This is a genomic window from Bradyrhizobium sp. AZCC 2176, from assembly GCF_036924645.1.
GTDB lineage: Bacteria > Pseudomonadota > Alphaproteobacteria > Rhizobiales > Xanthobacteraceae > Bradyrhizobium.
The window spans coordinates 7,057,230-7,080,858 of sequence record NZ_JAZHRX010000001.1; the positions used below are offsets into that span (position 1 = coordinate 7,057,230).

The following is a 23,629-nucleotide window of genomic DNA, read 5'->3' on the forward strand; positions in this document are numbered from 1 at the left end:
GGTTGTGCTCAGAAGTACCCGGTCGTCCCGGGCTTGACCTGGAACCCATAACCACAAATGCCAATTGTTGCGCGACGCGCTACTGGATCTTCGCCAGCACCGCGAGGCGGCGGATGCCCTTGTTCTTGTAGGCGTCGAGGAAGGCGTAGTAGTCCTTGAAGGATACGCAGCCGTTGGACTGGCCGCTCGGTCCGAGCATGTAGGTGTGCGCAAGCAGGCCGTCACGGCCGTGGATCTTGTCCTCGCCGCCGATCGGTGTCAGCCGCAGCGCCGGCACGCCGTGAAACAGCGCCTCGCGCGGCGTCAGTTCGTAGATGTGCGGGGGCGTCACGCCCTGCATCCGCACATGCGAATAGCGCACGTCATCCATCTTGGAGCCGAGCCCCGAATGCGCCTCCAGCCTGGTACCGTCTGGCAGATACACCGTCTTGGCGGCGATATCGTAGACCGCGGTCTGGCGATCATAGGGCGGCGCGCCGCCCATCATCGGGTTCTGGCTTCGCGTATCGATGATACTGCCGGTGACGTTGGCGTCGGCGGATGCGAAAGCGAGCAGCGAGTTCTGTGGCTGCTTGCCCCACAGCTTTTCGACCATTGACTGCTTGTCGTTGGAAGCGATCGACATCACCGCGGCCTTGGCGCGCTGCGCCATGTCGCGAACGGAAGTGCCGGAGGAGACCTTCGCGGTCTTGTCCTCCGCAGTCCTAGCTTCGGCCTCCTTCGGCGCCGCGGCCGGAACGTTCAAGGCGAGCTTGGTAGCCGGTGCGGAAACTTTCGGCTTGGCCGCTTCGGCAGGCTTTGGCGCACCGACAGCCTTTGGCGTTTCGGCCGGCGGGGAAGCAGCCGCCAGCTTCGTTGCCTCGACGGGTTGCGGCTCAACAGACCTGGACGGCTCGCCCTGCGGCGCTGCCGCGGCAAACCGTTCGCTGAACATCAGCGAGCTCGCTACGTTCTCCGGCGCGGGCATCACCAGTGGGCGTTGCTCCAGCGAAGCGAATATTTCGTTGAAGGCCGGCCGCATCGAACCGGCGGCGACCATGGTCGAGCTTTTGACGAGGGGCGCCTCGAAGGCGGCGCTGTTCACGCTCGGATAGATGCTGGCGCCGATCACGTTGGTGTAAACGGTCCAAGCGCAGCCCAGCACGAGGCCCGCGACCGCGACACCGCCGAGAAAATGTTGGGGAATACCCTTGCGAGAGGATTTCCTGCGGTTGTGGGCCGCAGGGCCGAACGCACGCGTACGCTTACTCATTCACACAACGCCCAGAACAATTCCACCAAGTCCCCCATTGATGCTGCGTCCGGAGACGTTGCCTGCAGCATCTCGCAGAGGCACAGAGCGTCATTAAGGCGACTTTTAGTTAAATCCGGCTTAAACGCGGGCGGATCTAAGGCAGGCTCAAATACATGGAACTATTGGGGAAATTATCTCCGTAGTGACGCAGGGATTAGTCCCAATCAGGGACACCCGGTGTATGGCTCGCCAAGTGTCCCACATCGGGCCAGGTTTGGCCTCAATCCTTGAACGGATCGAACTCGTTCTCCCCCGCCATCGCAACCGCGAACGGACGCAGCGTATGCTGCACCTTGATCGAGCCAGCGTGCTCGGCCAGCACGTCCGGCAGCCGGCGATAGGCCATCGGACTTTCATCGAGGTCGGCGCCTACGAGCGTGACGCCACACGATTGCAGCCAGGCGTCCATCTCCGCCCGCGTGAACCGCCGCTTGGCTTCCTTGCGGCCGAACAGGCGGCCCGCGCCGTGCACCGTCGAGTAGAGCGAGGCCCTCGCCTCCTCGCTGTCGACGCCCTCAACGATCACCGCGTCGTCGCCCATCGATCCGCCGATGAAGCCACGCTGGCCGGGAAATGCCGGGGTTGCTCCCTTCCGAACCACCCACAAATCCCTGCCGCCATGGTTCTCCCGCCACGCGTAATTGTGGTGGTTGTGAACCATGTCGGTGACTTCGCCGCCGATGATCCGGCGCACGCGCTCGACCACCCATTCGCGGCCGGCATAGGCGTAGCGCCCGGCGAGTTGCATCGCCGCGATGTAGCGCCGTCCGATCTCGCTGCCCTCATCGATGACGGCGGGCGGCACGTTCATGCCGTCCTTGCCGCCCGCGGCCTTGAGGTAGCGGGTCGCGCTGGTGTGTCCGAGGCCGCGGCTGCCGAAGTGCACGCCGATCCAGACGAAGCCCTCCTCGTCGCGCAACAGGTCGACATAGTGGTTGCCCGACCCGACGGTCCCGAGTTGCGTGACCGCCTTCTGTCGGTAGGCACCCATGTCGGACTCGCGCCATGCATCGGCGTCGTCGAACAGTTCATGCTCGACCCGCTCGTCATTGGTACGCCCGAGGCCGAACGAGATCACGCTGTGCACGTCCTTGATGATGGTGCCGACATTGCCTTCGATCTGGCTGAACGGCGTATCGAGACGCACGGCCATGTTGCCGCAACCGATGTCGAAGCCGACACCGGAGATGCTGACCTGCTTCTCATACGCGATCACGCCGCCGACCGGCTGGGCATAACCCAGATGACCGTCAGCACAAAGGACACCGGCGACCGCGTTACCGACCGACATGCAATTGCGCATCTGCGCGATCGTCGCGTCGTCGTGCTTGCCGAAGACCTTGAGCGGGCTGTTCTGGTATTGCGCCGCCTGCGGCTTGGGCGCGATATCGGATGCAACGGCCTTCGCGTCTCGCGCAAGCTTCTCCTTGCGCGCGGCGTCGCGAAACAGGCACCAGGTCGGCATCGGCCGCTGGCCGGGCCGATCGATCTTGGCATCGGGATCAAGCCCGGCTTCAACGGCCAAAGCCCTGGCCCGCTCCTGGTAGGGATCGGATCGCATTTGATCCTCCTACACTGCAACGCCTCATGCCGAAAGCCGATCAAGGCTTCGGAGGATCCCATGTCGACCGCAACAGAGGTCCGTTCGGTTCGCAGTGAACTATCACAACGTCGAGCTTGCCAGGAATGGCTTTGCGCGCCGCGCGTACTAATAACTCAGGCGCGGATACCAGTCCTTGCCCCGCCCTTCCGGCGTAGTGTCCAGGATGGTCCACAGCGGATCGAAGTCAGGTGCACCACGCGGGTCCTGTCCGGGATCGGCAATCGATGGTCCCATTTCGCCGGACCAGAAATGGCGGATGCTGCCGTCGCGGCGCGTGAACACGTTGTAGCCGGGAACGTCCGCGTCCGCCGCGCTGACGTAATCGCGCGTGAATTCGCCAGACGGGTCCGAATAGACCCGGTGCCGTGTCCAGCCGCGCGCCTTCTTCGCTGCGATCAGCCGCGCGATCGGCGAGCGCGCCACGAACACAAACGCGATGCGCTGCTCGACGTCGGGCAGCTTTGCTTCCCAGGTGCTCATGAAGGACGTGCACATCGGGCACGGCTGCTCGCGCTGCGGTCCGAACATGTAGCTGTAGATCACGAGCGTCTGCTTGTCGCCGAACAGGTCCGACAAGGTCGCCTTGCCGCCCTCGCCTTCGAATTCATAGTTTTTCGTCACTGCGCCTCCCGGCGGCAGCGCGCGGCGCAATTCGGCGACGCGCTCGATGTGGCGGCGCAGTTCGATCTCCTCCGCCAGTAATTGCTCGCGGGCGCGGCGATACTCGGCACTCTCATTGGGAAAGCGCACGCTATTTCCACGTGCGAGTTCAGCGGCGGGTTTCAGGGCGGAACCGGACATGGAATGACCTCCATTTTGGTTGACCTGGATACAAGACGTTCTTGCGACACGTCGTTCCGACACCGCGGCACCAAAATACGCCTCGGAAATCGCCGTTTCGGCCACACACGCGACACTCTGCATACCGGCCTTGCGTTCCTGCCGAGCCCGGCCTGCCCGCAACCGGAACGGGTCCCTTCAACTCCTTCCAATTTTTGCCTTTTCAGCGTTGTAACCGGCCATTTACGACGCTTTTTGAGCCGAATTATACGACCGGAGTTTTGCCGAACCTTATGGGCCGCCGGCAGACACATTATTGGAGCCCTTTATTCGCTTTGCGTGTTGGGGCGCCATTGTGATACGGTGCCGTATCAATCCAATTTCTCCCATGCCCGGAAGGGAAGCTGCCATGACGATGCTGGCACGCGCCGGATGGATCGTTTTTTCAAGTCTGCTGCTGACCGCTGACGTGGCAGCCCAGCCGGCAACGTTAGGCTGCACGACCGCGCCGACGGCGCAAGGGACGCAGACCCTGCATTGCCCGACAGCGATCACGATCGTGGCCGAAAGCGGCGCGAAGTTCGAGCTCGGGGACCGCAACCGCGACGGCCATGTCGATTCCGTCGAACTCAGCAACAAGGCGCTACTGCTCGAGGTGCCGAAGAAGCCGGGCCGCACCCGGTTCAACGTGGTGACGCCGCAAGCGATTGCCGCGGTGCGCGGCACCAAATGGGCGGTGGACGCCGAAGGTGCAAAGACGTCGGTATTCGTCGTCAACGGCCGCGTGAGCGTCGCGCGATCCGCCGGTCGCGGCAGCGTCGTACTCGGGCCCGGCGACGGCGTCGATGTCGAGGGATCTGGCGAGTTGATCGTGAAACGCTGGCCGCCCGCGCGCGTGACAGCCCTGATGGCAAGATTGGGACAATAGAAGACACGCGGATGAGCCATCGACGTCTTCATATTCTGGTTGCGTTGCTCAGCACGGGATTGTGGGCAGGCGCGATATGGCTCGGCCATACGAGCGGCCATTTGCGGTTTCTCGACCGCATCGAGTCGGCATTGACCGATATGCGAACGCTGGTGCGCGGCGTAAAGGTACCGCCGGACATCGTTACGATCGTTGCGATCGACGACACCATCGTCAAGCTCGGCGGCACCTATCCGCTGCCGCGCGCAGAGATCGCCAGGATCGTCGAGGCGATCGCGCGGCTGGAGCCGAAGGTCATCGCGATCGATCTCCTCTTGGTCGACAAAGGGCCCGCCGACGGCGACGCGGCGCTCGCGAAGTCGCTGGCGGCGAGTCCGACCGTGCTTGCGGCGGCGGCGGTATTTTCCAATACCGTTCAGGCTTCGGCGGAGGACGATGGGCCGCTGGCACGCCTGCCGAAGGCCGACCGCTTCCTGCTGCCGCTGCCGGCTTTTGCCGACCGCGCGGAAGTCGGTATCGCCAACGTGGCGACGCGCCAAACCGGCACGCCGCTCTCGGTCCCGATGCTGTTCCGGACACGCGACAGAATCGAATTGTCGTTTCCGCTTCGCGCCGCCTCCGTCGCGATCGGCCAGAAGCTGACGATCGAGCCCGAGCGCCTGCTGTTCGGCGACCGGCCGATCGCAACCGCTTCCGACTATTCGCTGCCGATCTCCTATTACGGCCCGCGCCAGACCATTCGCACCGTCAGCGCCGCCAATCTGATCGACGGCCAGATCGACAAGGAAGCCATCCAGGGCCGGATCGTCGTCCTCGGCGCGACCGCGACCGGCGCCGGCGACTTCTTTCCGACGCCGTTCGATTCACTGATGCCGGGCGTGGAAATCATTTCCACCGCGATTACGCATCTGGTCGCAGGAGACAGCGTCGTGCGCGACCGGCCGGTTCGCATCGTCGAGGCCATCACGACGATCCTGCTCCCGGTGCTGCTGGTCGGCTTGCTGGCCTGGCGGCGAAACGCGATCGGTCTCTTGACGGTCAGCGCGGTGGTGCTGGCATGGTTGGCTGCGAATGCGATTGCTTTCGCGCACGGCATATGGCTCGACGCCGCGACGACCATCGCCGCCGCTGCGCCGCCGGTCATTCTGTTCGGCACGTTGCAATTGTGGTCGGGCCGGCGCAGCGCCCAGCATCTCGCCACGCAAAACAGGCTGCTCGAGCAATTCCAGACGCCGGGCCTCCAGGAATGGCTGACGCGCGATCCCGACTTCCTGCTGGCGCCGGTCAGGCAGAATGCCGCCGTCGTGTTCGTCGATCTCTCCGGATTTACCTCGCTCAGCGAAACGCTCGATCCAGATGCCACACGGGGACTCCTGAAGGAGTTTCACGCTCTGGTCGACAAGGAAGTGACCCAGTGCGGCGGCATGATCACGAGCTTTCTCGGCGATGGCGCCATGATCCTGTTCGGTCTGCCGGAGGCGGCGCCGGATGACGCTGTGCGCGCGGCACAATGTTCGATCGCGCTTTGCGTCAAGACCGAGCGCTGGATCGCAGCGTTGCCGCAACCGGTCGCGGCGCGCATCGGCTTCAAGATCGGCGCACATTTCGGGCCGATCGTCGCCTCCCGGCTCGGCGGTCGCAACCATCAGCACATCACCGCAACCGGCGACACTGTGAACGTGGCGAGCCGACTGATGGAAGTGGCGGCCCGCCACGATGTCAGGCTGGCGCTGAGCGATACGTTGCGCATCGCGGCGGAAGGCACGGGCGCCCGGCTGAAAACCGGAAGCCTCGCCGGCCCCGTCGAGACTCAGATTCGCGGCAGGTCGGGCTCCCTCACGGTCTGGCTGTGGCGGGGCGAACATCCGACGATCGATCAACGCACGCATCCCGACGCCGCGGAGTGACCGGCTTCGCGTCCTATTGCAATTCCGGCGGCGGCGTGCGGTCGAACACCTCGCCCTTCGGCTCCCGCAGGAGATGCAGCGCATAGGTCTCGATCACGAGCGGGCCGCGCCTGCGCTCGACCTCGGCCACCTTCTCCACGCGGGCGAACAGGTCCTTCAAGGGCGCGTCGCCGGGCCGGACCTCGCTGACATAAAGCAACGGGCCGGCAAGCTGCGCCGCATCCGGCTCGGGCATGTTGACCCAGCGGATGCGCTGGCTCTGCTGCGCCACGCAGGTGCCCTTCGGCAGATGGAAGGCGAGCCAGCCGGTGGTGCCGTAGTCCGACGCCAGCACGCATGTGGCTCCCGTTCGCGCCCTCGCCGCTTCGATCGCGGCGGCCGTTTCGCGCCAGCCGATGCCGACGCTGCGTACGGTGGCATCGCGGCGATAGCCCGACAGCGCGCCGCTGTTGGCCTGCACGACCAGCAATACGAACATCAAGACACCGCCCGGCGCCGCCCAGCGCCGACAGAAATCGACCAGACGCTGCCAGCGCGGCTGCCATTCGACCAGATGCGCGGCGACGGCGGCTGCGATCACAAACGCCGGATAAACCGGCGCAAACCAGTTGGCCTCGACGCGGGCATGGAGCGCGTGCCAGACGAAATAGGCGACGATGACCCAGAACATCGCATTGACGAGCACGCGCTGCGGCAGCGCGCCGGCGCGTCGGCGGAACAGAGCATAAAGCCCCATCGCACCGAGCATCCACACCAGCGGCGTGGCGAACGCGATCTGCGTCGGGATCAGCTCGGCGATGAAGACCGGGCGGAAATCCTCGATCCTCGCCCGCCCCATCTGCTTGATGAAGGAAACCCAGTGGTGGCCGGCGTTCCAGAGAATGACCGGCGCAAATAGCAACAGCGCGACGAGCCCGCCGAGATAAAGCCAAAGCGAGACCAGCCAGTGCCGCAGCTCGGGAACGGTGATCAGCCAGATCAGGATCGCCGGCCCGAAGAACAGCGCGGTGTATTTCGAAAGCAGCGCGCAACCGGCGGCAGCACCCACCGCTAGCCACCACACGCCGCGGCCGGTCTGCAGCACCTTGGCGAGCGCAAACAGCAGCAGACTGGAAGCCACCAGGAGCGGCGCGTCCGGCGTGACGATCATGGTGCCGACCGCGGCCATCAGCGTGACGTTCAGAAGGATCGCCGACGACGCGGCCACGCGACGGCTGCCGAACAGGATGGCGGCGGCCTGATAGATCGCCCAGCTCATCGGCAGCGCCAGCAGGATTGAGACCAGCCGCACGCCGAACTCGGTATCGCCTGCGATCAGCGTGCCGAGCCGGATCACCACCGCGACCATCGGCGGATGATCGTAATAGCCGCCGGCCAGATGCTTCGACCACATCCAGTAATAAGCTTCGTCGAAGGTGATCGGCGTGAACGCCGCGGCAATCAGGCGTAGTGCCACCAGCCCCAGGATCGCCAAACCCGTGTTGAGGGCAACCCGCGCCTCGCTCGGATTCATTTTCCCGTCATCGCTTGCGCCAGACGAACAGTCCGGACATCGCGTAATTCCAGACCACGCCCATCAGCGCGCCGGCTGCACCCGCGAGCCACCAGATCGGTTCCTGGTCGAAGACCGCGAACGCGACGCCGACATTGGCGAGCAGTCCAACGCCGCAAACGAGATAGAACAGCAACAGCCCGCGCAGGATCGCAAATCCCTTCAGCCGCTGGTCGCGGTAGGTAAGAAAGTTGTTCAGGACGAAGTTGCTGGTCATCGCAACCAGCGCGCCGATGGCCTGCGCCTCCGCAAACGGCACCTGGAAGATTTCGTGCGCGATGAACAGCGCCGTGAGGTGCACGACGAGGCCGGTGCCCCCGACCATCGCAAACAGCAGGAAGCGAAGTGAGACCACGTCGTTGGTCAGCTTGGCCAGCACCAGGCCCAGGAAGTCCAGCGCCACCATGGAATCGAGCTTGCTCTCGCCATGCTGGCGCGAGCCGAAGGTGTAGGGAATTTCGATGGCGCGCAGCTTGCCCTCCGCGGTCGCGATGACGTCGAGCAGGATCTTGAAGCCCTGGGTGGAGAGTTGCGGCGCCAGGTGCTCGAAGCGGTCGCGGCGGATCATGAAGAAGCCGCTCATGGGATCGGCGACCTCGACCTTCAGGGCGCGCCGGGCGACCTCGGTTGCAAGCTGACTGGCGCCTGCCCGCTGCTTGTTGAAACTGTCGGCGCTGCCGCCCTCGACATAGCGGCTGCCGACCACGAGTTCCGCCTCGCCGCTCCGCAGCAGCGCAACCATCTTCGGCAGTTGCGCTTCATCGTGCTGCAGGTCGGCGTCGATGACCGCTGCATAGGGGCCGCTCGAGGCCAGAATGCCCTCGATGCATGCACCCGACAGGCCGCGCCGCCCGATCCGGCGAATGCAGCGGACACGGGAATCCTTCCGCGCCAGCCCCCGCACTACTTCCCAGGTCCCGTCGGGGGAATTGTCATCGACAAAGACCACTTCCCAGGCAATGCCGGTCAGCGTGGCCTCCAGCCGCCGGTACAGCACGGTGACGTTGTCGCGCTCATTGAAGGTCGGCACAACGACCGAAAGCTCAGGCAAACCGGCCTGCGACGGGGTTTCGGGGCCCGGTTTGATGGCGTCATTCATGGTCGCCAGCGTATATCCGCAGCCGCCCGACATGCCAAGGCGAGCTTCAGGAACGCGGTGGCTGGACGGGGAAAACCGGGGGTGAAATCCACCGGGCGTCCATCCGATGCGGGGCGAATCGGTGGCCGCTGCCGGATCAGATCCGGGGTCTGCTTCGCTTGAAAATGCTCTGAAAATGCCAACGACCACGAACAGAGGGCGCGCGTACATCCGGCGCAGCCAAGCTATTCATGGTCGTTCCAGCGCCGGAGCCTTGAAGCGTCAACGTCGCCGTTGAATGCGAGATAGGAATGCCTGGGGCATTCCGCAAGGGGCAGCTAATTCGGCACTTCGCGAATCACAGGCCCGCGCGGGGCTGGCGTCGCAGGAGCCGGTTGAAGCGCCGGCGCGGGTTGCTGGATGCTCGCCGGCTTGGCGGGCTTTCCGAACTGGCCGATCGGCCCGTAGGCAATTGCAACCACCATCACGATCGACGCGACGATGGCCCCCAAAAGACCGGCGACTGACTGCGAATTCATACTCAATTATCCCCTACGCCTGACCGGGAACTGATATCACGGAAAAAGCTTGTCGAGGAATAGTCCCGGCGCCAGCCATCGACAAATCGAGCGGCCTGCGCCGCCCTCCAAAATCTCACCACGCGAGTGCCGCGTAACGGACAAGCAAGAACCGCGATTCCATCGCAAACATGGCAGACTCTCGACCTTTGGGTTGACAGGGATTAGGGGAAGAAGATGTCGAATACAGATCAGGGCAAACCGGCCGGAAAATCCGGGCGGCGCAAGGGCAAGGGAGAGCGGGGCAAAAAAGCCGCTTCCCAAGAGAGCACGGCCGTGAGCCCAACCGAGAGCCCGGCGCCGGTTGAATTGCAGAGCCCGGATCAGGATCAACCGCCGCAACCGGAGCCGGTTCACGCGGAGAGCCCGAAGGTGGATCAGCCGGCCGTCGAGGAGCCCGTCGTTGTCGCGTCGCCGGAGCCGCAGCCGACCGCGGCGCCCTCGCCGGCTGAGCCCGCACCCGTCGAGGCTGCGCCCGTCGAGGCTGCGCCCGCCGAGGCCGCGCCGATCCAGCCCGCACCGGTCGAGGCCGCGGTGGAGCCTGCGCCGGTAAGCCTGCAAACCATCGCCAATGCCTATCGCGACTACACAAGGAAATCGATCGAGGAGTTCGGTTCGTTTGTCGAACAGCTCAGCGGCGTTCGCTCGCTCGACAAGGCGATGACGGTTCAGACCGAATTCGTGAAGCGGGCCTATGAAACTTCGGTCGCCGAGTCGCAGAAGATCTGCGAACTCCACAACCGGCTCGCCAGACAGACCCTCGACCCGTTCAAGGGGGTGACCGACAAGCGGCCGGCGACGCACGGCAAGCCCTGAAGTCAACGCGAAACCGGTTTGGCACAAATTGGTGGAAGCAAAAGGCTCCGGTTTTCCGGAGCCTTTTTGTTTCGTTGTCGCGGGATTCCGCCTATGAGCCGGCGCCTTGGCAAACTGGCCAATCAGGGCCGATCTGGTTAACATGCACCGTGCCCTTCCCCATTTCCGACGAGCCCTCCCGTGAGCAAGCCTTCGAAATCGACCGCGAAAAACAGCGGCAACATCTTTATCGGCATCGGCGGCTGGACCTTCGAGCCGTGGCGCGGGGTGTTTTATCCCGAAAAGCTCGCGCAGGCGAAGGAGCTGGCCTACGCCGCGTCGAAGCTGACCTCGATCGAGATCAACGGCACCTACTACGGCTCGCAGAAGCCGGAGAGCTTTCGCAAATGGGCGCGCGAGGTGCCGGACGGATTCGTGTTCTCGTTGAAGGGACCGCGCTTCGCGACCAATCGTCGAGTGCTGGCGGAGGCCGGCGATTCCATAAAGCGCTTCTACGATTCCGGTGTGCTCGAGCTCGGCGACCGGCTCGGGCCCGTGCTATGGCAGTTCGCGCCGACCAAAAAATTCGACGAGGCCGATTTCGGCAAGTTCCTCGAACTGCTGCCGCGCAAACTCGCCGGCCGCGCGCTGCGGCACGTGGTCGAAGTGCGGCATGACAGTTTCTGCGTGCCTGACTTCATCGCATTGCTGCGCAAGTTCGAAACGCCTGTCGTGTTCGCCGAGCACGGCAAATATCCGGCGATCGCCGACGTGGTCAGCGACTTCGTCTATGCGCGGCTGCAGAAGGGCAATGACGAGCTCAAGACCTGTTATCCGCCGAAGCAGCTCGACGCCTGGGCCAAGCGCTTTCAGGCCTGGGCCAGTGGCGGCGAGCCGGACGATCTGCCGCGCGTCGACAAGGCCAAGCCTGCAAAGACGCCGCGCGACGTGTTCGCCTACGTCATCCACGAGGGCAAGGTGCGCGCGCCGGCGGGCGCAATGGAATTGATTGAACGCGTGAAATAACTCCCTAATCCAGCTTGATGCCGGCTTCGCGGATCAGCTTTGTCCAGTTGTCGTACTCGGAGGCGACGAAGGCGTCGAGCTTGTCATCAGGCAGGTCCCACACCTCTCCGCCGCTCTTCTCGAAACGTTCCTTGAGGTCGGGCAGCGAGGCGCGGATTTCCCGGCGCAGTTTTGCGATCGCATCCGGCGGGGTTTTCGCGGGCGCAAATATCCCGAGCCAGGAATCGACATCGAGGCCGGATACGCCGGCTTCCGACATCGTCGGCACGTCGGGCGCCAGCGGGCTGCGCTTCGATGACAGCAGCGCAATGCCCTTCGCCTGGCCCGACTGAACGTAAGGGAGCCCGGCGGCGTTCGAATCAAAAAACAGGTCGATGCGGCCGGCGAGCAGATCGGTGAAGGCCGGCGGCGAACCCTTGTAGGGTATCTCCTGAAATTTGACGCCCGCGGCTTTCATGAACGCGGCCGCCACCAGATGCTGGCCGGTGCCGACGCCGGCGGTCGCCACCGAAATCGAGCCCGGGTTGGCCTTTGCGGCGGCGACGATGTCCTGCAGCTTGGCGTGCGGCAAATCCTTGCGGCCGACCATCACGTAACCGAACTTGTAGATCAGCGCGACCGGCACGAAATCCTTGCGCGGATCGTACGCCAGTTTCGAATACAGCGCCGAATTGAACGCCATGTTGGAGAGCCCGCCGACCACCAGCGTATAGCCGTCCGGCTCGCTCTGGCTCGCCGCCTGCGTGCCGACGACGGTTCCGGCGCCCGGCTTGTTCTCGACGACGAAGGCCTGCCCCATCCGCTTCGACAGCGTATCCGCAAGCTGCCGCCCGACCAGATCGTAACTGCCGCCGGGACCGATCGGGACTATGATCTTTACCGGCCGATCGGGATAGCCGGTCTGGGCGTGCGCTGCGGCAATACTGCACAGCACGAGCACGAGTATCCGCGTCAGCGAGCGGCTAATTCGGTTCATCTTGTCTCCCCAGCGAGAATGGCCATCGACCGGCTCTTTCGCAGGACTATGCGGCACGCCACTTCCGGCCGCAACGCGGATGTAGCAATCGATCGGCCGTTACCGTAGCTTTGCGCCAGCGACATACCGTCTGGATCGAGATGGCCCGCAGGACCAAACGACTTTTCACCATCGGCTATGAGCAGACGCCGGCCAAGGCGGTGCTCGACGAGCTGGAAGCCGCCGGCGTCAAGCTGTTGGTTGACGTGCGCGCAGTCGCCGCCTCGCGGCGGCCGGGATTCTCCAAGAATCAGCTCGCGGCCGGCCTCGACGAACGTGGCATCTCCTATCTGCATCTGAAGGGCCTCGGAACGCCGAAGAGCGGCCGCGAGGCGGCGCGCAGCGGCAAGTTCGGCCTGCTGCACAAGATTTATTCGGCGCATCTGAAGACGGCGCAGGCCAAGGAACAGCTCGACGAGTTGTCGGCACTGGTGAACAAGTCCGGTCCGGTGTGCATTCTCTGTTACGAGCGCGATCATACTCAGTGCCACCGGCAATGGATCGCGGAGATCATCGAGGACCGCGACGGCGTGAAGGTCGAAAATCTGGTGGCACCGCAGGTATAGCCAGCCGTCATTCCGGGGCGCGGAGCGCGAGCTCTGATGCGCAATTGCGCATCAGAGAATCCATCGCTCCGCGGAGCAGATGGCGAAATGGATTCCGGGTTCGCGCCAAGAGGCGCGCCCCGGAATGACGAAGAGATCATCCTTTACCATCAAGCCGCAACGTTCCCTCCATGATCTGCACACAGCCGCCGCCGACATGGATGGATGCCACCTCGCCATTCTGCTTGCGGACACGCGTCAGCAAGAGGCTCGGCCGGCCCATGTCGACACCCTGCCCGATCTTCAATTTCAGTTCGCCGTCTTTGATATCATCGAGATCGGCAAGCAGCGCCGCGCAGGCCGCCGTCGCGCTGCCGGTGGCCGGATCTTCGGACAGTCCGCTGGCGGCGGGGTGAAACATCCGCGCCTGCAGCTCGCATGGCTTTTCGCCGGCCGGCACATCGCTCGTATAGAAGTAGACGGCGTCGCTGCCGTCGCACGGGAAGGTTTTTGCGAACGCTGCAGCATTGGGCCTGGCCCGCCGCAGCGCCTCGCGCGAGGCGACTTCGACGGCCAGGAACGGCAGCCCGACTGAGATGATCTGCGGTGCATGACGGTCGGTCTTGACGTCGCCGACCGACAGCGAGAGGCAGGCAGCCGCCTGTTCGACGGGAAGATGCGACATCCGCTTCAGCGGCTGCGGCGCCGTGAATTCGGTGCTGACGACCCTTTCCTGCTCCGTCACGATCTCGACCGGGACGAGGCCAGCGCCCTCCTCGAACAGCAGCCGTGCCGGCGGTCTTGACGCCAGCGTCGCCAGCACGAAGGCGGTGCCGACATTTGGGTGGCCCGCAAACGGCAGCTCCCGGTTCACCGTGAAGATGCGCACCAGAGCGTCGTGGGCGGGATCGGCCGGCGGCAGCACGAAGGTCGTCTCCGAATAATTGAACTCGGTGGCGATCGCCTGCATCTGTTCGGTCGACAGCCCGCCGGCATCGAGCACGACGGCGAGCGGATTGCCGCCAAAGGCGCGGTCGGTGAAAACGTCCACAGTGATATAACGCCGCTGCATTTCGATGCTCCCTTACCCTAACCGCCACACGGCCATCGGCCGCTCATAACCCCTGACCTCGACCTCGCCGAGCGAGACGGCATCGCCGCACGCTTCGCCGAGCGCGTCGCGAACCGCTTCCGAGATCAGGAATTGCGAATTGAAATCCTTGTTGAGCGCCTCTAGCCGCGAGGCGAAGTTCACGGTGTCGCCGATCACGGTGTATTCCTTGCGCCGCGGCGAACCGATATTGCCGGCGACCACCTCACCGAGATGAATGCCGATGCCGATACGCAAGGGCCAGCTCGCCCCCTCATTGATGCGCGCATTGGCTTCCAGCATTTCGCGTGCCGCGGCGACGGCCCGGTGCGCCGGGTCCGGCGCTTCCAGCGGCGCGCCGAACAGCGCCAGCAATCCGTCACCCAGGAACTTGTTCACGATGCCACCGTGGCGATCGAGAATGTCGACCAGAACGGCGAAGGCGCCGTCGAGCCGGTCCACCACTTCCTGCGGCGTGCGGGTGCGCGCGCCAGCCGTGAAGCTGCGGAAGTCGACGAACATGACGGCGACGCGGCGGATGTCGCTATCGGTCTTCGTGCCCTCGGCCATCAGGCGCTCCACCACCTGCGGCGAAACGTGCTGGCCGAACAGGTTGGTGATGCGATCGCGCGCGGTCGCCGCCTTGATGCTGGCCTCGAACTGCCGCCGCAACTGATGCCCGACCGCGCCGGCGAGCACGCCGCAGATCAGGATGATGAGGCTGCGCGCGGCGTGATAATAGAGGGGTTCGGCCTGGTCGCCGATAGCCGGATGATAGAACATCGCCATGTAAAACAACTGAACGGCGGCGACCGCGCCGGTGAAGGTCGAGAGCCAGAAATCCAGCCGCAGGGTCGAGAGGATGATGAAGATGAAATAGATCATCGGCACCACGAAGCCCAGCGCCGCTACCGATCCCATGCTGTTGATGTGCAGCGCCAGCGCGACCGTCGGCATCGAGGTCTCGATCAACGCGCCAAGATAGCGCCTGATCACCGGCAGGTCGCGGCCCAGCCGCATGTGGCGGGTGATCTGGCCATGCACCCACAATTCGAACAGGATGAACGGCACGATGATCGAATAGAAGTATTCCGGCCTCAGATTGCCGTGCCAGACACGGCTCACCGCCTCGGATGCGAAGAAGTAGACGGTCCCGAGGATGATGGCGAGCAGCGCGGTGGTTGCAATCAGCGCCTTGATCCGCAACAGCTCGGTCGTCATCACTTCCTGCATCAGCGCGCGCTGGAAGTCAGCCGACACGCCGGTATCTTGGTCGTTCTTCCCCTTGCCCCACAACCCAGCCATCCCCTCACCTGTCATTCCGGGCGCGTAAGGGCGCAAACCGAGACGGCCCCTCCGCTTCTCCGTCATTGCGAGCGCAGCGAAGCAATCCATCGCGCCGCAAAGAAAGTATGGATTGCTTCGCTTCGCTCGCAATGACGAATGGACCCACCGCGCTACCTTCTTGCTGCCAGCATTTATAACCTCAATCGAGCGTGCGGCGGAAGCGCGTCACGGCGATCGTCATTGCCACCAGCATCAGTGCAATGAGTGCAATCGTGTCGTATTGCAGGTTGGAAGGCGCGGCGCCCTTTCAGCATGATGGCGCGGACGATGCGGATGTAATGGGTCAGCGGCAGCCCTTCGCCGAGATATTGCGCCCAAACCGGCATGCCCGCGAACGGAAACATGAATCCGGACAGGAGAATGCTGGGCAGGAAAAACATCATCGACATCTGCATCGCCTGCAACTGGTTCTGCACGATGGTGGAGAAGGTGTAGCCGATCGACAGGTTGGTGGTGATGAACAGCGTCGTCAGCGCCGCCAGCAGCACCACGCTGCCGAGGATCGGCACACCGAACAAGAGGACCCCGATGCTGACGATCAGCGAGGCCTGGATGAAGCCGACGATCACGTACGGAATGATCTTGCCGAACATCACCTCCACCGGCCTGATCGGCATCGACAGCAGGCTTTCCATGGTGCCGCGTTCGATTTCGCGCGTCACCGACAGCGCGGTGAAGATCAGCATGGTCATGGTCAGGATGGTGCCGACGAGGCCCGGCACGATATTGAGCCGCGATTCCGCGGCCGGGTTGTAACGGGCATGCGCCCTGATCTCGAAAGGCATCGCGGGCGGATCGCCGATATGGAGGTCGTGTGCGAGCGCGGTCTGCACGACGACGCCGAGCGAGCCGAGCGCCGAGCCGGCCGCGACGGGATCGGTCGCGTCCGCCGCGACCAGCAGTGCCGGCTTGTCGCCGCGCCGCACCGCGCGTTCGAAGCCGCGCGGGATCTCCACGCCAAACAGCACCTTGCCGGACTGCAAGAGATCGTCGAACTCGGCGACGCTGTGCACTTCGCGGGTGAAGCGGAAGTAGCTGGTATTCTCCAGCGCCTTCAGCACCGAGCGCGCCAGGTCGCTGTCCTCCTGGATCAACACCGCCGTCGGCAGATGGCGCGGCGTGGTGTTGATGGCGTAACCGAACAGCAATAGCTGCATGACCGGGATCATCACGATCATGGCGAACGAGACGCGGTCACGGCGGAGCTGGATGAATTCCTTGACCAGCATCGCATAGCTGCGCCGCCAGAAGCCGAACGCCGGCTCGCTGGCGCCGCGATCTTGGTTGGTCATCTCGGTTGCACTCATTGGAAATTGTCCTTTGAGCGGTTCATGAGATCGATAAACACGTCTTCCAGCGACGGTTCGCTGTCTTCCCAGCGCCATCCACGGTTGGCCCGGTAAGGCGCGATGGTCGCCTCGAGCGCCGATTTGTCACGCCCCGAGACGTGCAGGCTGGTGCCGAACGGCGCCACCATGTCGATGCCGGGCTTGCCGGTGAGTTCGGCCGCAAGCCCGTTGAGCTCCTCGCCCGAGACCGTATAGGTCGACAGCGCCGATTTCGCGATCACCTCGTCCACCGTGCCATGCGCCAGCAGGTGGCCATAGGCGATGTAGGCGATCTCGTGACAGCGCTCGGCCTCGTCCATGTAATGGGTGGAGACCAGCACCGTCAGCCCCTCGGCGGCGAGCGCGTGGATCTCGTTCCAGAAATCGCGTCGCGCCTTGGGGTCGACACCGGCGGTCGGCTCGTCCAGCAGCAGCAATTGCGGATTGGGCAGTGTGCAGGCGCCGAGCGCCAGCCGCTGTTTCCAGCCACCAGAAAGCTCCCCGGCAAGCTGCTCCTCGCGGCCGCTCAGGCCGATCCGCCGGATCATCTCGGCCGCGGCGCTGCGCGCGTCGCGCATGCCGTAGAGCCGCGCGACGAATTCGAGGTTCTCGCGCACCGAGAGATCCTGATACAGGCTGAAGCGCTGCGTCATGTATCCGACCTGGCGCTTGATCTTGTCGGCGTCGCGGCGGATGTCGTAGCCGAGGCAGGTCCCTTCGCCGGCATCCGGCGTCAGGAGGCCGCACAGCATGCGGATGGTGGTGGTCTTGCCGGAGCCGTTGGGCCCAAGGAAGCCGTAGATCGAGCCGCGCTTCACCTGCATCGAAAGGTCATGCACGACCTCGCGGCCGCCGAACGATTTTGAAAGACCCTCGACATTGATCGCAATGTCGGGTGCAGATGCGGGCGCTGTATTCATCGCTTGTCCGCTACCGGCGTTCGAGGATTGAGGAACACGCTGATCGGCTGGCCGACGCGCAGCACGTCCGGCCGGCTCGGCCGCGCCTGGATCAAATAGACCAGCTTGTTGCGCTCATCGAGGCTGTAGATCACCGGCGGGGTGTATTCCGCCGTGGTCGCGATGAAATAGATCTTTGCCGTGAGGTCGGCCGCGCAATTGTCGCAGGTCACCTTCACCTCGTCGCCGATCGCAAGCTTTGGCAATTCCGCCTCCGGCACGAAGAAGCGCAGCTTCATGTTGCCGGGCGGCATGATCGACAACACCGGGCGTTGCGCCTGCACCATTTCGCCCTCGCGAAAATAGATCTGCTGGATGGTGCCGCCGACCGGTGCAAAGCCGCTCCGCCGCGCCAGCCGGGTCTGGGAAGTATTGACGCGCGCTTCCGCGACGCGCAACGCCGAGGTTGCCGAATCGAGGTTGGCCTGCGTACCGGAGCCGGTCTTGCTCAACGACGCCGCGCGGTCATAGGTCTGCTGCGCATTGGCGAGTGTCGCCTTGTTCTGATTGAGATCGGCCTGCTGCAAATCGTCGTCGACGGTATAGAGTTGCATGCCGGGCTTCACCTCGTCGCCCTCGCGCACGTTGAGTTTGGTCACGCGCCCGCTTTCATCCGGGCTGACGAAGATCATGTCGGCCTCGACCCAGCCCTGGAAGCCCGGGTCCTTGCCATCCTTGCAACCGGTAAGCACGACGGCCAGCGCCAGCGCGGCCAGGATTGCCGTCATTCGCGACGAAGTCATGTCGTCCTCCGTTCGCCAAAAATCAGATCGAGATGCACCCGAAACATTTCGAGGGCGTCTAGTGGCGCATGTCTGCTGAAGAGGCTCTGCCAGATCACGGCGATCAGCGCGGGCGCCACCATGATTTGCGGAAACCGCGCCAGATTCTTGTGCTGGATTTCGCCGCGCGCGATGCCGAGTTCGATCAGCGCGCGCATGCCAGCGAGGCCTCGCGACACCACTTCGCGGTAATAGAAGTCGGCAACTTCCGGAAATCGCGGGCCTTCGGCGACGATCAGCCGCACGAGGTCGCCGCGCCGCGTGGTCGCCACCTCCTCGATGAAGGTTTTGGCAAACCCCTCCACCATGTCGCGCACCGACGCCCCGGGCTGAGGTGGCGTGCCCCAGATACGGTTGATCATCGGCACGATGGCGGTCCGGATCAGCTCCTCGAACATCGATTCCTTGTCCTTGAAGTGCAGATAGATCGTGCCCTTGGCGACGCCGGCGCGCTTGGCGACGTCATCAAGCCGCGTCGCCGCAAACCCGCGCGCAATGAACTCGTCCATCGCCGCCTCGATGATGGCCCCGCGCCGCTCGGCCGCTCGTTCGGCGCGGTTGGAGACGGGCTTGGAGGCGGGCTCGGGCGGCGCCGGAGCGGCCAATGCCATCTCCCCGGCCCGGCGACTGGCGGGTTTCGGGGCGGATTTCCGCGCTTTCTTGGCGGTGCTATTTGTCATGCCCATAATATGACTGACTGGTCAGTCACTGTCAATTTAAACCCAAAAGCGGCTCCTTCACATGGGCGTGACCAACTTGCAGGAACCCTCGGTTCGCGCTGCCAGTGTCGAGGAATTTGCGCGTCGCCCGAAGAGCGTCATATCCCACACTTTACGGGGTACGATGCTGCCCATCCCCGTCATTGCGGGTGCAGCGAAGCAATCCACCTCGCGGCACAAAAGAAAGAATGGATTGCTTCGCGGAGCCTGTCATCGGGCGCGCGCATTCGCGCGACCCGTTGGCTCGCAATGACGTTGATACAGTTTCGCATTCTCGCGACACACTGTGCCCGAGGTTTGCATGAACCTTGTCCCTCCCAAGGAGGGAGCAGGGAATGCCGGGTGCTTGCTGCACCCGCGGTCTCGTGTGCAATGGTGTAGAGAGTTGCGCACACGAGCATACAGGTACAGCCGGAGCACTCCGGCATTCCCTGCGCAATGGGTTGACGGCTTATGCCGCGCTCTCCCTGGAGACGAATTCGTCTTGCCTCCATCGCTGCCGGCTTGATGGCTCAATCGATCCGGTTGGATCGAAGTCGCCACCGGCAGCTTGGCACCAGCCACGGGTGTCAGGACCACACGGTTTTGCCGTACGCTTCAGCGCCGTACGTCCTGCGCGCCGGATTTCGCTCACAAGATAAACTTGCCCTGCGACTCCCTCTGCGCGCCGACGCTGCTGCGTCCACCACATCCCGCCTCGCGTTCGTGACGATCGCGATACGCCCCTCTTGTCGAGACGGGACAGCGCGGAGATAGCCACTGATTTGGGGTCAATTAGAAGCGGGAAATTTTTGCAAGGCAGGCTGGACGACCCAAATCAGCTTGAATCTGTTCAGCAAATTAGATTGTTCGCGCACTGCTTTTCCAGCGCGGTTGGCCGTGCTGGTGAGCGTACTCACAGTCAATACGTCGCCCGAGGCGGCGCCCGAAAGCGTTGTCCACGCCCAGATGACATGATTGACTGGGTTATGAAGCGTTGGCCTGCCGACATGGCGGTGTGCTGCAATCGTGCGAGGCGCAGATGGATATTCGAGCCAAGCTAATAGAGCTATGTGATGCGTTTAACGCGCACGATCTGGATCGGATCATGAGTTTCTTTGCCGATGATTGCGTTTTGGAGATGCCAAGGGGGAATAAGCCGTATGGCTCCCGGTTTGAGGGCAAGCAGACGGTGCGGCAAGGGCTGGCTGCGCGCTTTGAAGGCCTGCCCGACGTCCACTACGGGAACGCTGAGCATTTTGTGGATTCGGAATCTCAAACCGGCATTTCGAAATGGTGCCTCACCGGCACTGCTCGGGATGGCAAGAAGCTGGAAGTCTGGGGTTGCGACTTCTACAGCTTCCGCAACGGCAAAGTGGTTCGAAAAGATTCATATTGGAAACTCGTCGAGTGAGTCCGGGATGGCCGGTTGACGCGGCGGCAGAGCCGGCGGCTGCCCAGCGCGCTGGCCAATGAACGGGATTGGCCCGGCTCAGATGTAGAAACCCGAAGCACAATCGTGACTTGAATTCGCCTGCATAAGGTTTGCATTATTTGTCCAGGAGGGGCCGTTTCCAGAGCACCATCTCCTGGGAGGACACAGATGAAAGCATTCACGTTGGGTGTGGCGATCACGCTTGCGCTTTGCGGCGCCGCCTACGCGCAAGCACCAAGCTGGACCGTCCCCGCTGAAAGCCAGCGCTGTCCGTCGAAATGGGGCGCAGCCGACGAGCGCGGTTCGGCCAACCACCAGAAGCCTGCGGCGGTGATGAACGCCGCAAAATTGATCAAGACCGGCGAGGTGATCGAGCTCGCGCACGTGCTCGGCCCCAGCATGGCGTTCTTCGGGACACGGCGCTTCGACATGCACACCAAGCGCACGTTCATGAACCAATTCTCCAACATGCGCGGCTCGAACGAAGAGATCATCATCACCGAGCTCGGCCAGGTCGGCACCCAGTTCGACGGCTTTGCGCACCAGACCCATCTCAACAGCTGGTACAATTGCCAGAAGGTCGACGAGAACACCGATCGCACTGGCTTCAGGAAGTTCGGCATCCACAATGTGGGCGCGCTGTTCACGCGCGGCGTCCTGATCGACGTCGCGGGCTTCAAGGGCGTCGAGATGCTGGGCGACAATTACGAAATCACCGTGGACGACCTCGAGGGCGCGCTGAAGAAGCAGAACCTGACGCTGCAGCCCGGCGATGCTGTCATCATCCATACCGGCTGGGGCAAGCTTTACGGCAAGGACAACCCCCGCTACGTGAAATCCTGTCCGGGCATCGGCGTGCCGGCTGCGCTCTGGCTTGCCGCAAAGGACCCGATGCTGCTCGGCGCCGACAACTGGCCGGTCGAGGTCGCGCCCAACCCCGACAAGCAATTATCGCTTCCGGTGCACCAGGTCGCGCTTGTGGTGAACGGCATCCACCTGCTGGAGAACCTCAAGCTCGATGAACTCGCGCAGAAGGGCGTCGGAGAGTTCGCCTTCATAATGCAGCCGCTCAAGATTGAGGGCGGTACCGGCTCCACCGTTTCGCCGATCGCCGTGCGATAGCGGCGATACTTCGATTTCCGAAAAGTTCGATGCCGTGCCGGCGAGCCGAAAGAACCGCGCCACGCGTGCCACTTGGCCGCAACTTCTTAAGGATGTTCACTTCGCAAACGGGTTCACCCAGCCGCCCCTTCCCGCCGCCGGCGCGCGCGGCGGAAAGGCCGCCTCGAGATAGTTCAGCACCACCTCGCGCGCCTTGTCGTCGAGCGGCGGCATGTTGTGGCGGCGGATCATCAGGTTAATGGAGTCCTCCCACTGCGCGCGCGTCATGCCCTGCTGCGCCACCAGGCGGAAGCCATGGCAGGCGGTGCAGGCGTAGAAGGCCTCATTGCGGCCGGCGCCCGCGGCAAACTGCTCCGGGCTTTCATCGCGCGGCGTGAAGCTCGTTTGCGCAGTGGCCGGCGCTATCAGGAGCGCGCCGGCCATAGCGAGCCACGCAAGACGCTGCATCATCCGACCAGCACGGCGATCCGGTGCATGGCGTTACCGCCATAGCCTTGTGGATTCCAGAAGCCGGCCTGATGCGGCTGCATCGCGCCTTTTGAATCGGTGGCGCGCGCCCAGATTTCGAAATAGCCGTCGGTCGGCAGCTTGACGGTCGCGGTCCAGCGCTGCCAGTCATATTTGTTCTTCGGCTTTTCCAGCGTCGTGCGCTGCCAGCTCGCGCCGAAATCGGTCGAGATGTCCACCTGCTTGACGGTGAGATCGCCGGCCCAGGAGGCACCGCGCAGTTTCAATTCCTTGGTGCCGGCCGCGAACTTGGCGCCGTTCGCAGGACTAGTGATGATCGAACGCACCGGCATCGACTCGAGAATACGGAAATTCGCCGGATCGGCCTTGCCGCCGGGCACCATCGGCTTGATGGCAAGCCGATAGGAAAACTCAGTCATGCCGGGGCCGTCATGCTCGCGGTCGCGGATGGTGATGCGCGTCAGCCATTTCTGCGAGGCCGAGCCGGTCCAGCCCGGCACGATCAGGCGCACCGGCCCGCCATGGATATTCGGCAGCGGCTTGCCGTTCATCGCCCACACGATCATCGTGTTGGGGTCCATCGCCTTCTCAAGCCGCACGCCGCGCGAAAGGCTCGGCTTGCCGGGGTCGCCCGACAGATGCAGATCGGCCGCATAATGCGCGGTGTATTTCGCGCTGGGTTTCAAGCCGGCCTTCTTGAGCAGATCAGCGAGCGGCACGCCGGTCCACTCCGCGCACCCTGCCCCGCCGTTGGTCCACTGGTTGCCGCGCGCCGGCGGCGAGAATCCCGAGCGGCCGTTGCCGCCGCATTCCAGCACCATGCGCCGCGTCACGGCCTTGTATTTCGATTTCAATTCGCCGAGCGTGATCTCGACCTTGTTGTTGACCTCGCCATCGATGGTGATCTTCCAGGCATCGGGATCCTTCGCCTCTTCGGGGATCTGCCCGTTGTTGCGGATGTAGAACTTCTCGATCGGCGTGGTGTCGTCGTCGAGCAGGCTTTCCGGCGTCTCGGCCACCAGTGGCCGCTCGCCGAGCACGACGAGGCCCTCGTTTTTGCCGGGATATTTCAGGTATTGCGGTCCCTTGTCCGGAGCTGGCGCGGCGGCGGACGGGGGCGCAGCGGCCGGAGCGGGCTGCGCGTAGGCCTGCGGAATGGCGCCGCCGTTGCGCGACAGCGGCAGAACGCCGCCCATGACAACCCCGATCGCCGCCAGACCTGAACTGCCCAAAAATCTGCGCCGGCTGGTGTCGAACTTGTTGCCGTCAGCCGAATTGCCTCCGGTTTCCCGCATCATG

General features: G+C 63.7%; 21 protein-coding genes and 1 pseudogene. 7 read left to right on the plus strand and 15 right to left on the minus strand.

All coding sequences use genetic code 11. From position 1 onward, the window contains the following. Positions 1–79: 79 nt before the first annotated feature. From V1288_RS33625 to V1288_RS33635, 3 genes are all read right to left on the minus strand, one after another. Positions 80–1,252 carry a DUF2778 domain-containing protein gene (locus tag V1288_RS33625; protein WP_334361080.1) on the minus strand — a complete coding sequence of 391 codons (1,173 nt, stop codon included), beginning with the start codon at positions 1,250–1,252 and terminating at the stop codon, positions 80–82. A gap of 262 nt (positions 1,253–1,514) precedes the next feature. Continuing rightward, a complete protein-coding gene (locus tag V1288_RS33630; RefSeq protein WP_334361081.1) occupies positions 1,515–2,855 on the minus strand; it encodes an RtcB family protein in 1,341 nt (446 codons plus the stop codon). Between the two features lie 147 nt (positions 2,856–3,002). Beyond that, on the minus strand, positions 3,003–3,698 hold the full coding sequence (locus V1288_RS33635) for a DUF899 family protein (RefSeq protein ID WP_334361082.1): 696 nt from the start codon (positions 3,696–3,698) through the stop codon (positions 3,003–3,005). Between the two features lie 388 nt (positions 3,699–4,086). Between V1288_RS33635 and V1288_RS33640 the strand changes: the two genes are divergently transcribed. After that, the gene (locus V1288_RS33640; protein ID WP_334361083.1) at positions 4,087–4,605 is read left to right on the plus strand and encodes a FecR domain-containing protein; all 519 of its coding nucleotides are present in this window, start codon (positions 4,087–4,089) and stop codon (positions 4,603–4,605) included. Between the two features lie 11 nt (positions 4,606–4,616). Then, entirely contained in the window at positions 4,617–6,512 is a 1,896-nt protein-coding gene (locus V1288_RS33645; protein WP_334361084.1) for a CHASE2 domain-containing protein, read from the plus strand. Between the two features lie 13 nt (positions 6,513–6,525). Here V1288_RS33645 and V1288_RS33650 read toward each other — a convergent pair whose 3' ends face one another. From V1288_RS33650 to V1288_RS33660, 3 genes are all read right to left on the minus strand, one after another. Beyond that, positions 6,526–8,025: a glycosyltransferase family 39 protein gene (locus tag V1288_RS33650; protein ID WP_334361085.1), complete on the minus strand. Its 1,500-nt coding sequence runs from the start codon at positions 8,023–8,025 to the stop codon at positions 6,526–6,528. 7 nt (positions 8,026–8,032) lie between these two features. Beyond that, a complete protein-coding gene (locus tag V1288_RS33655) occupies positions 8,033–9,163 on the minus strand; it encodes a glycosyltransferase family 2 protein (protein WP_334361086.1) in 1,131 nt (376 codons plus the stop codon). A gap of 317 nt (positions 9,164–9,480) precedes the next feature. Further along, on the minus strand, positions 9,481–9,681 hold the full coding sequence (locus tag V1288_RS33660; RefSeq protein ID WP_247836265.1) for a hypothetical protein: 201 nt from the start codon (positions 9,679–9,681) through the stop codon (positions 9,481–9,483). Between the two features lie 216 nt (positions 9,682–9,897). Between V1288_RS33660 and V1288_RS33665 the strand changes: the two genes are divergently transcribed. Next, positions 9,898–10,536, plus strand: coding sequence for a phasin family protein (locus tag V1288_RS33665; RefSeq protein ID WP_334361087.1), 639 nt, complete (start codon positions 9,898–9,900; stop codon positions 10,534–10,536). A 180-nt stretch (positions 10,537–10,716) separates the two neighbouring features. Continuing rightward, positions 10,717–11,541, plus strand: a complete 825-nt coding sequence (locus V1288_RS33670; protein ID WP_334361088.1) for a DUF72 domain-containing protein — start codon at positions 10,717–10,719, stop codon at positions 11,539–11,541. Between the two features lie 4 nt (positions 11,542–11,545). On the opposite strand, the gene V1288_RS33675 is transcribed toward V1288_RS33670, so the two are convergent. Then, positions 11,546–12,517 carry a Bug family tripartite tricarboxylate transporter substrate binding protein gene (locus tag V1288_RS33675; RefSeq protein WP_334361089.1) on the minus strand — a complete coding sequence of 324 codons (972 nt, stop codon included), beginning with the start codon at positions 12,515–12,517 and terminating at the stop codon, positions 11,546–11,548. 140 nt (positions 12,518–12,657) lie between these two features. Between V1288_RS33675 and V1288_RS33680 the strand changes: the two genes are divergently transcribed. After that, positions 12,658–13,122 (plus strand): DUF488 domain-containing protein, encoded by a 465-nt coding sequence (locus V1288_RS33680; protein WP_334361090.1) that lies wholly within the window; start codon positions 12,658–12,660, stop codon positions 13,120–13,122. A gap of 136 nt (positions 13,123–13,258) precedes the next feature. Here V1288_RS33680 and V1288_RS33685 read toward each other — a convergent pair whose 3' ends face one another. The 6 genes and pseudogenes from V1288_RS33685 to V1288_RS33710 all read right to left on the minus strand — a co-directional run bounded on the left by V1288_RS33685 (position 13,259) and on the right by V1288_RS33710 (position 19,218). Then, positions 13,259–14,173: a PhzF family phenazine biosynthesis protein gene (locus V1288_RS33685; protein ID WP_334361091.1), complete on the minus strand. Its 915-nt coding sequence runs from the start codon at positions 14,171–14,173 to the stop codon at positions 13,259–13,261. Positions 14,174–14,185: 12 nt separating this feature from the next. Further along, positions 14,186–15,496, minus strand: coding sequence for an adenylate/guanylate cyclase domain-containing protein (locus tag V1288_RS33690; RefSeq protein WP_334361092.1), 1,311 nt, complete (start codon positions 15,494–15,496; stop codon positions 14,186–14,188). A gap of 181 nt (positions 15,497–15,677) precedes the next feature. Beyond that, positions 15,678–16,845 (minus strand): annotated as a pseudogene (locus V1288_RS33695) (ABC transporter permease). After that, positions 16,842–17,786, minus strand: coding sequence for an ABC transporter ATP-binding protein (locus V1288_RS33700; protein ID WP_334361093.1), 945 nt, complete (start codon positions 17,784–17,786; stop codon positions 16,842–16,844). Before V1288_RS33700 ends, V1288_RS33695 begins: the two are co-directional and overlap by 4 nt. Continuing rightward, positions 17,783–18,568, minus strand: a complete 786-nt coding sequence (locus V1288_RS33705; protein ID WP_334361094.1) for an HlyD family secretion protein — start codon at positions 18,566–18,568, stop codon at positions 17,783–17,785. Before V1288_RS33705 ends, V1288_RS33700 begins: the two co-directional genes overlap by 4 nt. Next, positions 18,565–19,218 (minus strand): TetR/AcrR family transcriptional regulator, encoded by a 654-nt coding sequence (locus V1288_RS33710; RefSeq protein ID WP_334361095.1) that lies wholly within the window; start codon positions 19,216–19,218, stop codon positions 18,565–18,567. Before V1288_RS33710 ends, V1288_RS33705 begins: the two co-directional genes overlap by 4 nt. A gap of 1,129 nt (positions 19,219–20,347) precedes the next feature. Here V1288_RS33710 and V1288_RS33715 point away from each other — a divergent pair. Continuing rightward, positions 20,348–20,719: a nuclear transport factor 2 family protein gene (locus tag V1288_RS33715; RefSeq protein WP_334361096.1), complete on the plus strand. Its 372-nt coding sequence runs from the start codon at positions 20,348–20,350 to the stop codon at positions 20,717–20,719. Between the two features lie 189 nt (positions 20,720–20,908). After that, entirely contained in the window at positions 20,909–21,862 is a 954-nt protein-coding gene (locus V1288_RS33720) for a cyclase family protein (RefSeq protein ID WP_334361097.1), read from the plus strand. Positions 21,863–21,958: 96 nt separating this feature from the next. On the opposite strand, the gene V1288_RS33725 is transcribed toward V1288_RS33720, so the two are convergent. Further along, positions 21,959–22,285: a hypothetical protein gene (locus V1288_RS33725; protein WP_334361098.1), complete on the minus strand. Its 327-nt coding sequence runs from the start codon at positions 22,283–22,285 to the stop codon at positions 21,959–21,961. A 23-nt stretch (positions 22,286–22,308) separates the two neighbouring features. Beyond that, positions 22,309–23,628, minus strand: a complete 1,320-nt coding sequence (locus tag V1288_RS33730) for a sulfite oxidase (protein WP_334361099.1) — start codon at positions 23,626–23,628, stop codon at positions 22,309–22,311. Between the last annotated feature and the right edge of the window lies 1 nt (position 23,629).

What these genes read in the sequence shown, in the direction of transcription:
- V1288_RS33625 (WP_334361080.1), bottom strand. Translation starts at nt 1,252, where the DNA reads ATGAGTAAGCGTACGCGTGCGTTCGGCCCTGCGGCCCACAACCGCAGG.
- V1288_RS33630 (WP_334361081.1), bottom strand. Translation starts at nt 2,855, where the DNA reads ATGCGATCCGATCCCTACCAGGAGCGGGCCAGGGCTTTGGCCGTTGAA.
- V1288_RS33635 (WP_334361082.1), bottom strand. Translation starts at nt 3,698, where the DNA reads ATGTCCGGTTCCGCCCTGAAACCCGCCGCTGAACTCGCACGTGGAAAT.
- V1288_RS33640 (WP_334361083.1), top strand. Translation starts at nt 4,087, where the DNA reads ATGACGATGCTGGCACGCGCCGGATGGATCGTTTTTTCAAGTCTGCTG.
- V1288_RS33645 (WP_334361084.1), top strand. Translation starts at nt 4,617, where the DNA reads ATGAGCCATCGACGTCTTCATATTCTGGTTGCGTTGCTCAGCACGGGA.
- V1288_RS33650 (WP_334361085.1), bottom strand. Translation starts at nt 8,025, where the DNA reads ATGAATCCGAGCGAGGCGCGGGTTGCCCTCAACACGGGTTTGGCGATC.
- V1288_RS33655 (WP_334361086.1), bottom strand. Translation starts at nt 9,163, where the DNA reads ATGAATGACGCCATCAAACCGGGCCCCGAAACCCCGTCGCAGGCCGGT.
- V1288_RS33660 (WP_247836265.1), bottom strand. Translation starts at nt 9,681, where the DNA reads ATGAATTCGCAGTCAGTCGCCGGTCTTTTGGGGGCCATCGTCGCGTCG.
- V1288_RS33665 (WP_334361087.1), top strand. Translation starts at nt 9,898, where the DNA reads ATGTCGAATACAGATCAGGGCAAACCGGCCGGAAAATCCGGGCGGCGC.
- V1288_RS33675 (WP_334361089.1), bottom strand. Translation starts at nt 12,517, where the DNA reads ATGAACCGAATTAGCCGCTCGCTGACGCGGATACTCGTGCTCGTGCTG.
- V1288_RS33680 (WP_334361090.1), top strand. Translation starts at nt 12,658, where the DNA reads ATGGCCCGCAGGACCAAACGACTTTTCACCATCGGCTATGAGCAGACG.
- V1288_RS33685 (WP_334361091.1), bottom strand. Translation starts at nt 14,173, where the DNA reads ATGCAGCGGCGTTATATCACTGTGGACGTTTTCACCGACCGCGCCTTT.
- V1288_RS33690 (WP_334361092.1), bottom strand. Translation starts at nt 15,496, where the DNA reads ATGGCTGGGTTGTGGGGCAAGGGGAAGAACGACCAAGATACCGGCGTG.
- V1288_RS33700 (WP_334361093.1), bottom strand. Translation starts at nt 17,786, where the DNA reads ATGAATACAGCGCCCGCATCTGCACCCGACATTGCGATCAATGTCGAG.
- V1288_RS33705 (WP_334361094.1), bottom strand. Translation starts at nt 18,568, where the DNA reads ATGACTTCGTCGCGAATGACGGCAATCCTGGCCGCGCTGGCGCTGGCC.
- V1288_RS33710 (WP_334361095.1), bottom strand. Translation starts at nt 19,218, where the DNA reads ATGGCATTGGCCGCTCCGGCGCCGCCCGAGCCCGCCTCCAAGCCCGTC.
- V1288_RS33715 (WP_334361096.1), top strand. Translation starts at nt 20,348, where the DNA reads ATGGATATTCGAGCCAAGCTAATAGAGCTATGTGATGCGTTTAACGCG.
- V1288_RS33720 (WP_334361097.1), top strand. Translation starts at nt 20,909, where the DNA reads ATGAAAGCATTCACGTTGGGTGTGGCGATCACGCTTGCGCTTTGCGGC.
- V1288_RS33725 (WP_334361098.1), bottom strand. Translation starts at nt 22,285, where the DNA reads ATGGCCGGCGCGCTCCTGATAGCGCCGGCCACTGCGCAAACGAGCTTC.
- V1288_RS33730 (WP_334361099.1), bottom strand. Translation starts at nt 23,628, where the DNA reads ATGATGCGGGAAACCGGAGGCAATTCGGCTGACGGCAACAAGTTCGAC.